12 protein-coding genes are annotated in these 12,572 nt (G+C 31.2%); all 12 read left to right on the forward strand.

The features are described from left to right. Positions 1–196: 196 nt before the first annotated feature. The 12 genes from KTC94_RS02125 to pstA all read left to right on the forward strand — a co-directional run bounded on the left by KTC94_RS02125 (position 197) and on the right by pstA (position 12,564). Positions 197–1,252 carry a type IV pilus twitching motility protein PilT gene (locus tag KTC94_RS02125; protein WP_216302811.1) on the forward strand — a complete coding sequence of 352 codons (1,056 nt, stop codon included), beginning with the start codon at positions 197–199 and terminating at the stop codon, positions 1,250–1,252. 374 nt (positions 1,253–1,626) lie between these two features. Next, positions 1,627–2,880: a cell division protein FtsA gene (gene ftsA / locus KTC94_RS02130; protein WP_220320205.1), complete on the forward strand. Its 1,254-nt coding sequence runs from the start codon at positions 1,627–1,629 to the stop codon at positions 2,878–2,880. 15 nt (positions 2,881–2,895) lie between these two features. Then, positions 2,896–3,987 (forward strand): cell division protein FtsZ, encoded by a 1,092-nt coding sequence (gene ftsZ / locus KTC94_RS02135; RefSeq protein ID WP_165412730.1) that lies wholly within the window; start codon positions 2,896–2,898, stop codon positions 3,985–3,987. Positions 3,988–4,273: 286 nt separating this feature from the next. Continuing rightward, a complete protein-coding gene (gene spoIIGA / locus KTC94_RS02140) occupies positions 4,274–5,080 on the forward strand; it encodes a sigma-E processing peptidase SpoIIGA (protein WP_165412729.1) in 807 nt (268 codons plus the stop codon). A gap of 55 nt (positions 5,081–5,135) precedes the next feature. Beyond that, positions 5,136–5,843: an RNA polymerase sporulation sigma factor SigE gene (gene sigE, locus KTC94_RS02145; RefSeq protein WP_165412728.1), complete on the forward strand. Its 708-nt coding sequence runs from the start codon at positions 5,136–5,138 to the stop codon at positions 5,841–5,843. A 239-nt stretch (positions 5,844–6,082) separates the two neighbouring features. Continuing rightward, positions 6,083–6,343, forward strand: a complete 261-nt coding sequence (locus KTC94_RS02150) for a YlmC/YmxH family sporulation protein (RefSeq protein ID WP_165412727.1) — start codon at positions 6,083–6,085, stop codon at positions 6,341–6,343. 60 nt (positions 6,344–6,403) lie between these two features. After that, positions 6,404–6,859 (forward strand): transcriptional regulator NrdR, encoded by a 456-nt coding sequence (nrdR, locus tag KTC94_RS02155; protein ID WP_165412726.1) that lies wholly within the window; start codon positions 6,404–6,406, stop codon positions 6,857–6,859. Between the two features lie 234 nt (positions 6,860–7,093). Continuing rightward, positions 7,094–7,789 (forward strand): response regulator, encoded by a 696-nt coding sequence (locus KTC94_RS02160; RefSeq protein ID WP_165412725.1) that lies wholly within the window; start codon positions 7,094–7,096, stop codon positions 7,787–7,789. Positions 7,790–7,791: 2 nt separating this feature from the next. Continuing rightward, positions 7,792–9,495: a two-component system histidine kinase PnpS gene (pnpS, locus tag KTC94_RS02165; protein ID WP_165412724.1), complete on the forward strand. Its 1,704-nt coding sequence runs from the start codon at positions 7,792–7,794 to the stop codon at positions 9,493–9,495. 180 nt (positions 9,496–9,675) lie between these two features. Then, the gene (locus KTC94_RS02170; RefSeq protein WP_165413522.1) at positions 9,676–10,563 is read left to right on the forward strand and encodes a phosphate ABC transporter substrate-binding protein; all 888 of its coding nucleotides are present in this window, start codon (positions 9,676–9,678) and stop codon (positions 10,561–10,563) included. Positions 10,564–10,765: 202 nt separating this feature from the next. Next, a complete protein-coding gene (gene pstC, locus KTC94_RS02175) occupies positions 10,766–11,677 on the forward strand; it encodes a phosphate ABC transporter permease subunit PstC (protein ID WP_220320204.1) in 912 nt (303 codons plus the stop codon). Then, on the forward strand, positions 11,677–12,564 hold the full coding sequence (pstA, locus tag KTC94_RS02180; RefSeq protein ID WP_220286570.1) for a phosphate ABC transporter permease PstA: 888 nt from the start codon (positions 11,677–11,679) through the stop codon (positions 12,562–12,564). Before pstC ends, pstA begins: the two co-directional genes overlap by 1 nt. Positions 12,565–12,572 lie beyond the last annotated feature (8 nt).

Raw genomic sequence — 12,572 nt, forward strand, 5'->3', positions numbered from 1 at the left:
CTTAACGATTTTCATTAAAGATACAAAATATTTCGGGAAAGAATGTATTTAAATTATTTATCTGAGAAAATAAAATTTCTGCAGTTAGGTGATGAAAATGGAGCAAAAATTTTAAGTGACAAGAAGATTCTAAAATTTAGAACTCAATTTGGCATATATATTTGGAAGCTTCATTAAAAGAACAGGAGGACCAATAATGATACCTCTTAGTGAATTACTAAAAAAGACAACAGAACAAAATGCATCAGATTTGCACCTTACAGTGGACTCAGTGCCAATCATTAGAGTCGATGGTAATTTAATACAAACAGGAAAAGATAAATTAACTCCAGCAGACACTGAAAAATACTCAAGAGAAATTTTAGAAAATTCTTATGAAAAATATTGTCAAAATGGAGAAATCGATACGTCTTACTTTATTTACGGACTTGGAAGATTTAGGGTTAATGTTTATAAACATAGGGGAAGCGATACTATAGCTATTAGAGTAGTTGCATTAAAAATACCTACTATTAAACAGCTTGAGCTTCCAGAGGTTGTTAGGGTTCTTACCACAAAACAAAGAGGGCTAGTTTTAGTGACAGGGCCTACAGGTAGTGGTAAAAGTACAACTCTCGCTGCTATGGTTAATGAAATTAATTCTACTAGAGCATGTAATATTATAACACTCGAGGACCCTATTGAATATTTACACAAACATAACAAATCCATTATTAATCAAAGAGAAATCGGAAAAGACAGTAAAAATTATAAAAATGCATTAAGGGCTATTCTTAGAGAGGATCCAGATGTTATATTAGTAGGTGAAATGCGAGATCTTGAAACGATTTCTATTGCTATTACTGCAGCTGAAACTGGACATTTGGTTTTCTCTACTTTACATACTATAGGTGCAGCAAAAACAGTAGATAGAATAGTTGATGTATTTCCTCCATATCAGCAGCAACAAATTAAAGTTCAATTATCAGCGGTAATGCAGGGAATAGTTTCTCAACAATTAATACCTAAGATAAGTGGAAGAGGGAGAGTAGCAGCGCTTGAGGTAATGATATCAACTCCAGCAATTCAAAATCTTATCCGCGAAGGCAAGACACATCAATTACAATCTTGTGTTCAAACTGGCGGGAAATATGGTATGAAAACTATGGATATGTCAATTGCAGAGTTATATAAAAAAGGTGTTATATCTAAAGAGGAAGCAATTAATTACTCAGTTGACAATGAAATGATTGTAAGAATGCTATCGCTTTAGTAAATAATTAAAAAACAAGCTAAAAGCATAGATAAATTATAGCTTTCAGCTTTATTTTTAATTTAATGTAAAATTAACCAATTTATATACTATTTGGTTGATTTACTTAACGATATGATATTGCTTTTTCTATATTTTGCTATTATAATTAGTCTAGAAGGACAAGTTAGCTTTTTAACATCATAATATAATGTATTTACTAATTTGAAATTAAGGTTATATATATCTGCAAATATACAATAAAATGAAATTAATTTTGATTATATTTAAATTTATAATAAATATTTAAAAAAATCATTTAAATTAAGAGGAAAATTTATCTTTTTGTTGAATATATACACTTAAGGTTTCTCTTATGAGGGGGGATAAACTTAATGAATGAACAAATAGTAGGGATTGATTTAGGATCATCAAAAATATGTGGATCAGTTGGTAAAATCAGTAGTAATGGAAAACTTCAGATTATAGGCATTACATCAGTTGTATGTAGTGGTTTAAATAAATCAGTTGTAATAGATATTGATAGTACAGCGGAAGCTATAAAAAAATGTATTACACAATTAGAGCGTATGACAGATACACAAATCAATGAAGGGTATATATCTTTACCTGGAGGAATTTGTGAACTAGTAAGAAATACAGGTATGATTGCGATATCTTCTGAAGACAGAGAAATAAAGCAGAGCGACGTGGACAGGGTAATTGAGGCAGCTAAACTCATCTCAGTTCCGCCCGATAAAGAAATAGTAGGTGTTGAGCCCGAACAATATATTGTTGATGGATATGATAATATCAAAGACCCTAGAGGAATGAGTGGTATAAGGCTAGAAGTTGAAGGACAAGTAGTCATGGCACAATCCACAGTAGTTAGTAATTTATTAAAAAGTGTGAAGCGAGCTGGAATTAAAGTTAATGGGATAGTACTTCAACCATCAGCTATATCAGAGGCTGTATTACGAAAAGAAGAAAAGGACATGGGAATAGCACTAGTTGATGTTGGAGCACAAACTATTGATATTTCTATTTACAAGAGTGGAAAATTAAAACATACTTCTATTATTCAATTAGGTGGAGATAACATAACCAACGATATCTCGGTTTGTCTTAAAGTTCCTTTTAGCGAAGGTGAAAGATTAAAGCTTAAATATGGAAGCTTAATTAAAGAAAATGGAGAAAACGTTGAGAAAATTAGAGTCAAAGATTCTTATGATAATTTAATGGAAATTGATAATAATTTATTAGTTGATATAATTTATGCTAGAGTAGATGAGTTATTACATTTGATTAAAAGAAACCTAGTAAATAGTGGATTTTATAATGAAACTTCTGGAGTAGTAATAGTTGGTGGAGGTATAGCTTTATTAAGAGGCACTAATGAACTCAGTAAAGTTATACTCGATAAGTCAGTGAGAATAGGTTCACCAGAGTATGTAGGAGCAGCTAGCCCTATATATGTTACAGCAGTAGGTATAGTGCTTCAAGCTGTTAATAATATTAAAACTAGTAATAGTTCATTTGAAGAATCAGATGAACATTCATATGATAACAAATGGTCAAAAAACAAAAATATAAAAGTAGAAAATGGATTTGCATCAAAAATAAAAGGTTTTTTTGCAGATTTTTTCTAAAGAGGAGGTAGTGTTGTGCTAGATTTTGATGTTGATGTTCAAGAATTTGCTCAAATTAAAGTAATTGGGTGTGGAGGCGGAGGAAACAATGCTATAAACAGAATGATTATAGAGGGACTCAAAAACGTGGAGTTTATAGCGATAAATACCGATAAACAAGCTTTAATTCTTTCTCATGCAGTTCAAAAAATTCAAATTGGTGATAAGTTAACTAAGGGGCTAGGAGCAGGCGCTAATCCAGAAATAGGTATGAAAGCGGCAGAAGAAAGTAAAGAAGAAATTTCTCAAGCAATAAAAGGAGCGGATATGGTATTTATTACTGCAGGTATGGGAGGCGGTACAGGTACTGGAGCTGCACCTGTAGTTGCAGAAATCGCTAAATCCATGGGAATACTTACTGTAGGAGTTGTAACAAAACCATTCCCTTTTGAAGGCAGAAAAAGAATGATTAATGCTGAAATCGGAATAAAAACGCTTAAAGAAGTAGTTGATACTTTAGTAACAATTCCAAATGAAAGATTATTAACAATGGTAGATAAAAAAACTACATTGATGGACTCTTTCAAAATGGCAGATGATGTTTTAAGACAAGGTATACAAGGTATATCTGATTTGATTACTATACCCGGTCTTGTAAATTTAGATTTTGCAGATGTGAGAACAATTATGCTTGCTAAAGGTCTTGCACATATGGGTGTTGGTAGAGCCTCTGGTGATAATAGATCTCAAGAGGCAGCAAAACAAGCTATTTCAAGCCCGTTACTAGAAACTTCTATAGTCGGTGCTACAGGTGTACTTTTAAATATTACTGGTGGAATGGACTTAGGTTTACTTGAAATAAATGAGGCTGCGGAAATTGTACAAGGTGCAGCTGACCCAGACGCTAATATTATATTTGGTGCAGTTATAGATGAAGACCTAAAAGATGAAATAAGAATAACAGTTATTGCAACTGGTTTTGAAAGTGACAAAGTTGTGCAAAATAAAACTGTCCCAAAGCCTAAAGTAAAAGAACCAGTTAATCCTATTGAAGAAGTTGCATATACTAAAGAGTATGGAGATTCTGATTTAGAAATTCCAGCTTTTTTAAGAAGACAAAGCAAGTAATAAATAGTAAAGTGCCTTTTGGCACTTTATTTGCGTTTAGGGCAATTTTAATTGCTAATAGGACATAATCTCTATGCAAATTCACTGAGTTAACTTAAGTCGTTTTAGAGGGGCTAGTTAACGTGGTGAATTAATAAGGAATGGTCCTTTTTTTTACTTTGTATTTCCTAACACAATATGGGAAAAAATGGTGATTTATAGAAGAATAAAAATAAAAAAATATTGTAAAAAATGACAAAATTTTGATTGCATAAGTTATATAATAATTTTAAAGGAGGAAGAGCAAGTGATAGTATATATAGATGTCCTTATATTAGTGAATTTTATAGTTAATCTATTCATATTGCATATTACAGTTCAAACATTAAGAAAAAGAGTAAATCTTATATGGATGTGTCTTTCAAGTTTTATAGGCAGCTTATATGTATTAACAGTAGTCTATCCAAAGCTTAGATACTTGACATATTTGCCTTTTAAAATATTAGTACCAGTCGCGATGATTTTAATTGTTTTTAGAGAAAAAAACATTTTATTCAATATTAAGGCTTCTTTAATATTTATATTATATTCAATACTTTTAGCTGGAATGTGTTTATTTATACAAATGAACAATAGTAAAAATATGTCATTTGATATAATCATAATAAATTTTCCTTACGAAAAATTAATGCTTTCAGTAATGATAATTTATATATTGATATACAGGATCATGATTTTTATTGGAGATAGAAAAAAAATATCAACACTTATATACACTGTTGATATAATAAATAAAAGCTATAAAAAAACTATTAAGGCATTTTTAGATACTGGAAATGAGCTTCGTGAACCTGCTACCAACTTACCAGTATTAATTGTTGAACGGGATATTTTAAGCGAAATTTTGTTAGAAAGAAACAACACTTACTTTATTCCTTATAATGTAGTGAATGGCACTAATGGAAGGCTTATAGGGTTTAAACCACAGTATATTAATATTCATATTGATAAAAAGAATGTTGAAACAAGAGATGTAATTATAGCATTTTGTGAGTATAAATTAAGCAAAGATAATGACTATAACGCTCTTATGTCTAGAGGGATACTCAGTTAGATGATTTAATAGGAAATGATCGCTATGTGCTAATAATATAGATGGGGAGGAAATTATGTTCAATTTTAAAGTGATGTTAAACAAGTTATTTGCTAAATTCAAAATATTTTCAAACAATTTGTTTTATATAGGAGGGAACGATGCATTGCCACCTCCTTTAACTAAGGATGAAGAGTATGAGTTAGTAGTTAAATTAGATACAGGTGATAAGCAGGTGAGAGCTACCTTAATTGAAAGAAATTTAAGACTGGTAGTATATATAGCAAGGAAGTTTGAGAATACAGGCTTAAATGTTGAAGATTTAATTTCTGTAGGAACCATAGGGCTTATAAAAGCAGTTAATACTTTTGATCCTGAAAAGAACATTAAGCTAGCTACATATGCTTCAAGATGTATAGAGAATGAAATTTTAATGTATCTTAGGCGAAATAGTAAAATTAAAACAGAAATTTCTCTTTATGAGCCTCTAAATGTTGATTGGGACGGTAATGAATTGCTGCTCTCAGACATTATTGGAACGGACAACGATGTGGTTTATAATATTATTGAAGAAGATGTAGATAAACAATTGCTTTGGCTTGCTATGCAACGTTTAAATTCAAGAGAAAAAGAAATTGTTCAATTAAGATTTGGCTTAAATGGAACCATAGAAAAAACACAAAAAGAAGTGGCTGATATACTTGGAATATCACAATCTTATATCTCAAGGCTTGAAAAAAGAATAATAAAAAGATTACAAAAAGAAATAAATAAAATGGTATAGGGGCCGCAAGTAGGACCCTTTTTATAATTTTATTTTAGAAACCGATTTTAAAAGTTATTATTTGAAGATTAAATATTAAGCAAAATGAAACAAATAAAGAAATGTTCTAATTATAAATAATATTTTTAATAACTTATGAATATAAATAATATAAAGTGCTAGGCCTCTAAAAATAGACTAGAGTAGTGACTAGCTGGTTTAAAAAAAGGGTTTATGAAAACTTATTGGGGGTGAACAAAATGGAAAGTTTAATGTTTGCAATAAATAATTTAAGACAGATGGAAATTATAGATATAAGTTCAGGCTCAAAAATGGGATATATCAAAGATTTAAAAGTTGATTGTGAAGACTATAGAATTATTTCAATCCTAATGCCAACCCAAAAGTCATCTTGGTTCAATAAAAATAATAGTGTTGAGATACCTTGGGAAAAAGTAAAGAAAATTGGGGTAGATGTTATTCTTGTAGATGGTAGTGATGTAAATATAGAAAACGAATAGGAAAAAGTGTATAATGTTAGTATATTTGCTAACTATACTATGAAAAGGACGTGAAGGCCATTGAAATGTCCATATTGCAGCTGTGAAGAAAGTAAAGTAGTTGATTCTAGATCAACAGATGAGAATATTGCAACTAGAAGAAGAAGAGAGTGCCTAAGTTGTTTTAAGAGATATACTACATATGAAAAAGTGGAAGATGTACCTATTTTAGTAATAAAGAAGGATTCTAATAGAGAATATTTTGACAGAACGAAAATATTAAATGGCCTTATGAAGGCATGCCAAAAGAGGCCGGTGTCAAGAAAACAAATAGAAGCTATTTGTGATGAAGTAGAAAAACAGTTAAACAATGAAATGCTTACAGAAGTGAAATCAGATTATATAGGAGAAATCATTATGAGCATATTAAAAAATGTAGATGAGGTATCTTATGTGAGGTTTGCTTCAGTTTATAGGCAATTCAAAGATATTAATACATTCATGGAAGAGATAAGGAAATTAATGTCTAAGGAATGAAAATGCCCTTAGGCATTTTTTTTATAATTTTTTTTTTGAAAAACTACGAGAAAATTATGGCGTAGCAGCTAAATATATTAGAGGCTGATGATATGAAACTATCAGGTAAGTAATAGAACAGTTTACTAGTGAGGATATTTAGAGTAATATTAAGGCTAGTAATAATAAACAAAAGAAAATGTATTATTGTTTATTTAAAACAATAAACTAACGCTGAAATATGGAGGGATTAACATGGCTGAAGAAAAAATATTAGTGGTTGATGATGAGGAACATATACAAGAGTTAATTAAATTTAATTTGGAGAAGAATGGTTATAAAGTTATGTGTGCTAATAATGGTATAGATGCTATAAAACTTGCTAAAGAACAATTGCCGCAATTGATGTTACTAGATTTAATGTTACCTGGAATGGATGGCCTAGATGTTTGTAAGGAAATTAGAAAAGATTCATCTATGTCAAATATGTCAATAATAATGATAACAGCAAAAGCAGAAGAAATAGATAAAATAATAGGGCTAGAGTTAGGGGCAGACGATTATATTACAAAGCCATTCTCAGTAAGGGAGCTAGTAGCAAGAATCAAAGCCATGCTTAGAAGAACCAATATGCAAGTAGCTGAAAAGTCTTTTAGTGTTGGAAATTTGACTATTGATTTTGGTAAGCACGAGGTTATTAAAGGTGAAATCAAAATTGATTTGACATTAAAGGAATTCGAACTATTGGAAATTTTGATAAAGAATAAAGGAAGAGTTATGACTAGAGACTTTTTATTAGATAAAATATGGGGTTATGAATACTTAGGAGAAACAAGAACTGTTGACGTTCACATAAGACATTTAAGGCAAAAAATTGAAGAAGATGATAAAAATCCAATGTATATCCAGACTATTAGGGGCATAGGATATAGATTTAATTTTGGAGAGTAATTATGAAAAAAAAATTACTTATATATTTGTTAAGCACTGTGATTTTTATATTTGTGGTAGTAACTGCATTATTCACGTCTATTTTTAATTATGAATATCAGCAAAATCTAAAAGGGAAGCTTCAAATTAATAACAATATGATTATTAGATTATTGCAAAGTAATAATTTAAGAGACCCTCAGAAATTTTTTATGGAGAACTTAGAAAGTTCGCAGCTAAGAGTTACCTATGTTGATAAAAATGGTAAAGTTATTTATGATTCAAATATAAGCGGGGAAACTATGGATGATCATAATGATAGGCAAGAAATAAAAGACGCAAGAAAAAGCGGCAGTGGATTTACAGTGAGATATAGTAAATCTACTGATCGGAATATGATGTATTTTGCAACCACTTTTGGTGATGGGTTTATTATTAGAAGTTCTATGCCTCTTGAAATTGTAAATGGATTAGGCAGTAAATATTTTAAGCTTTACATCTTAGCCATAATTTTTTCAGCAATAATGTCAATTTGGTTTTCTCTAAAACTATCATATATTATAGTAAAACCAATTACCGACTTGATTTTTATTACTTCAAGAATTAGTAAGGGCGAATTTCATAGAAGAGCTAGAGTATTATCAGATGGTGAAATAGGACAACTAGCTAAGAATTTTAATGAGATGGCGGATAAACTAGAGTCTACATTGAATGAAGTTACCGATAAGCAAAACAGGCTTGAGGCTATTTTGCAAAGTATGGATAGTGGAGTCATTGCTGTAGATAGAAAAAATAAAGTGATAATGATTAATCCATATGCTAAAAAAACATTTGGAATCACTAAAGATATTATAGGGCAGAATCTTCTGGATAATATAAGGGATTTTGAATTAGAAAATATCTTCCACCAAAGTGATAATGATTATAAGGAAATAAAGATAGTTTGGCCACAAGAAAGAGAACTTAGAATAAAAACTACAGATATAATTAACAGAAGCGAACATATAGGCACTGTGGCAGTTGTTCAAGATATTACAGAAGTGAAAAAATTGGAAAATATGAGAACACAATTTGTTGCTAATGTTTCTCATGAGCTTAAAACGCCTTTAACCTCTATTAAAGGGTTTGCAGAAACTCTAAAATATGTTGATGATGCTGACACAAAGGAAAAATTTTTAAATATAATCAATGAAGAAGCTGAAAGATTAACTAGATTAAGTACAGATATTTTAACACTTTCACATATAGAACAACAAAAGGAAGTTAAAAATGAAAAAATTAATATTAATAAAATTGTAGAAAATGTCTACAACTTAATGAAAAACATAGCAGAATTAAAAGGAATCAAGTTAAAGGTTGATCAGCGAAATGTAAAAGAAGTGATAGGTGACGCTGATAGGTTTAAACAAATGTTAATTAACTTAGTAGATAATGCAATAAACTACTCAGAAACTGGAGATAGTGTTTGCATTGGAATGGAGAGCAAGGATGATAGATGCATGCTATGGGTTAAGGACACTGGGGTTGGAATAGACAAAGAACAAATTCCACGTATATTTGAGAGATTTTACAGAGTGGATAAGGCTCGTTTAAGATCAAAAGGTGGCACTGGATTAGGACTTGCTATTGTTAAGCATATAGTACTTAAATTAAATGGAAAAATATATGTGGAAAGTCAGCTAGGATCAGGCAGTAAATTTATAGTTGAAATTCCGTACGCTAAATAAAAATAAAGCTATCGCGTTATTAACGTGATAGCTTTATTTTTATCATTGTAAAGTTTAATTAACATTAGCTAAACTTTAGTTAACTTTGCCTTAATACAAAGTTAACTTTCGGGGTATAATATTATAAGTGTAATGAGTAGCTAATAAAACAATCTAAATAAATGAACGGGGGAATTATCAATGAAAAGAAAAAACTTAAAATTAATGGTCGCTGCACTAGCAGTTGCAATGACAGCAGGAATTTCCACGGGTTGTTCAAGTAAAACTGCACCTAAAACTGAGACTAAAAAAAATGAGTTATCAGGTACAATAACAGCAGCAGGATCAACATCACTTCAGCCTTTAGCTGAATTAGGTGCTAAGAGTTTTTTAGATAAAAACCCAGGAGCAACTGTAAATGTTCAAGGTGGCGGTAGTGGTACTGGACTTAAATTAGTATTAGAAGGTAGTGTAGAAATAGGAAATTCAGATATTTATGCAAAAGATAAAGAAGGAATTGACGCAACTAAATTAAAAGACAATAAGGTATGTGTTATAGGAATTGCAGCAGTAACAAATCAAAAATCTAAAGTTGAATCTTTAACAAAGGCTCAATTAATAGATATATTTACAGGTAAGATAAAAAACTGGAAAGAAGTTGGCGGAGCTGACATGAAAATCACTGTTATAAATAGACCAAAATCTTCAGGAACTAGAGTAACATTTAAAGAATTTGGTCTGGATAAAAAGGAAGAAGTCGCTGGTTTAACTCAAGATTCGAGCGGAGCTGTTAAACAAGCAGTTAAACAAACAGATGGGGCAATAAGTTACTTAGCATTATCATACTTCGCTGATGAGGCTAATAAAGAGGGTTTAACCGTACTGAAAATTAATGGTGTTTCTGCAAATGCAGAGAACATAAGCACAGATAAATATAAAATTTGGGCATATGAACATATGTATACCAAAGGTGAACCTACAGGAATAACAAAAGCATACTTGGATTATATGGTAAGTGATGAAATGAAGGCAGGGATAACAAAATTAGGGTATATTCCAATGGCAGATATGAAGGCTAAAAGAGATTAATATTCTCTAAATGCTGGGTAAAACCGGTCTTATTTTGCATTAAATTATCACTTTCGGTTCTACAATATTAACGACTTCAGAAGGAGATTTATAACCTCGCCGAAGTTTCATTTTTGTTAGGGTAGTAAGTCCACAATTATAGAAGGTAGGGGGACTTTCCTTCTGGAATATCGTTAAAATAATTTTTTTGAGGTACAATGATATGAAAAAAAATGCTATGAAAAAAATATTTTTAAAACTAAAGAATGAATATTTAGGACGTGGATTTGCAACATTTTGTGGTGCTGTTATAGTTATTCTTACTTTTTCAATCATATTTTTCCTAACGACTAAAGGATTAAATACCTTTATAAAGCACGGATACTCAATATTTCATTTTATATTCTCTGGAGAGTGGAATCCAGAGGTGGGGGGAGAATCTTTATCTCCTCAATTTGGAACTTTGATATTTATTCTTGGGTCTTCAGCAGTGTCTTTCCTTGCAGTGCTAGTAAGTGCACCGATAGGGGTAGCTTTAGCAGTGTTTATGAATGTAGTATCACCAAAACTTGGCACAAAAGTTCTTCAACCTGCCATAGAGTTATTTGTGGGAATACCTTCAGTTGTTTATGGTTGGATAGGTGTAAGTGTTTTAGTGCCTATTATTAAGCTTTGGTTCGGAGGAATTGGTTTTAGTTTACTCGCAGGAGTATTAGTTATAAGCGTAATGATTTTGCCAACAATCACAAGTATTGCGTCTGATGCTATAAAAACCATACCCAAAGATTATATAGAGGCATCTTATGGACTTGGAGCAACTAGATGGCAAACTATAATTAAGGTGATTATTCCTGCATCTAAAAGTGGAATATTAACAGGTATAGTACTCGGAGTTTCAAGAGCATTTGGAGAAGCATTAGCAGTGCAAATGGTTATAGGAAACTCAGTAGCATTCCCTAAGGGGTTACTCGGAACCACATCTACATTAACAAGCATACTTACTATGGATATGGCAAATACAATCTATGGTACAGCTTGGAATGATGCGTTATGGTCAATGGCATTATTATTACTAGTAATATCCTTTGTATTTATACTTATAATTAGAAAACTTGGAAGAAGAGGTGAGGTATAATGAGTTCTAAAGTTAAAGATAAAATAGCAACCATAGTTTTATATATAATTTCTGCTTTAGTAATTCTTTTACTCGTAAGCCTCATAGGATATATACTATATAATGGAAGGCAATCATTAAATTTAAAATTTATATTTGGAGAACCCCAAATTGGTGAAGCCGGTGGAGGGATTGGACGTCAATTATATAATTCGTTACATCTGCTTGTAGTAACACTTATAATCACAGTGCCACTAGGTGTAGGGGCTGGAATATATTTAGCTGAGTACGCAAAAGAAGGCAAGCTATTAAATATTATTAGATTGAGTATTGAGACTATGGCATCTCTACCGTCTATAGTAGTTGGTCTATTTGGACTTTTAGTGTTTGTTAATATGACAGGATGGGGATATTCTCTTATTGCTGGAGCATTAGCTATAACTATAATAAATTTACCTGGACTTACTAGAGTTAGTGAAAATGCTATTAAAGCCGCTTCGTCTGGTGTTAAAGAAGCAAGCTTAGGATTAGGTGCAACTAGATGGCAGACTATTAAAAATGTTATATTGCCATCTGCAATGCCTCAAATTCTAACGGGTGTTATACTGGCAGCGGGAAGAATATTTGGAGAAGCAGCGGCATTACTATATACTGCAGGTATGAGTGCACCAACTTTGAATTTTACTAATTTAAGTTTAACTAGTAAAGCTTCAGCTTATAGTTTATTAAGGCCCGCTGAAACCTTATCTGTATATATATGGAAGTTGAATTCTGAAGGGATGGTACCTGATGCTACTAAGATAGCAAATGGAGCTTCAGCAGTTTTAATAATTGCAGTGCTTATATTTAATGTATCTGCAAGGGTAATTGGGAAAAAATTGTATGAATCTCATACAGGAAGTAAATAAGGAGGGTA

It is taken from the genome of Clostridium sp. CM028, assembly GCF_030585565.1.
GTDB lineage: Bacteria > Bacillota > Clostridia > Clostridiales > Clostridiaceae > Clostridium_AD > Clostridium_AD estertheticum_B.

What these genes read in the sequence shown, in the direction of transcription:
- pstC (WP_220320204.1), top strand. Translation starts at nt 10,766, where the DNA reads ATGAAAAAAAATGCTATGAAAAAAATATTTTTAAAACTAAAGAATGAA.
- KTC94_RS02160 (WP_165412725.1), top strand. Translation starts at nt 7,094, where the DNA reads ATGGCTGAAGAAAAAATATTAGTGGTTGATGATGAGGAACATATACAA.
- pstA (WP_220286570.1), top strand. Translation starts at nt 11,677, where the DNA reads ATGAGTTCTAAAGTTAAAGATAAAATAGCAACCATAGTTTTATATATA.
- ftsA (WP_220320205.1), top strand. Translation starts at nt 1,627, where the DNA reads ATGAATGAACAAATAGTAGGGATTGATTTAGGATCATCAAAAATATGT.
- KTC94_RS02150 (WP_165412727.1), top strand. Translation starts at nt 6,083, where the DNA reads ATGGAAAGTTTAATGTTTGCAATAAATAATTTAAGACAGATGGAAATT.
- pnpS (WP_165412724.1), top strand. Translation starts at nt 7,792, where the DNA reads ATGAAAAAAAAATTACTTATATATTTGTTAAGCACTGTGATTTTTATA.
- sigE (WP_165412728.1), top strand. Translation starts at nt 5,136, where the DNA reads ATGTTCAATTTTAAAGTGATGTTAAACAAGTTATTTGCTAAATTCAAA.
- KTC94_RS02125 (WP_216302811.1), top strand. Translation starts at nt 197, where the DNA reads ATGATACCTCTTAGTGAATTACTAAAAAAGACAACAGAACAAAATGCA.
- KTC94_RS02170 (WP_165413522.1), top strand. Translation starts at nt 9,676, where the DNA reads ATGAAAAGAAAAAACTTAAAATTAATGGTCGCTGCACTAGCAGTTGCA.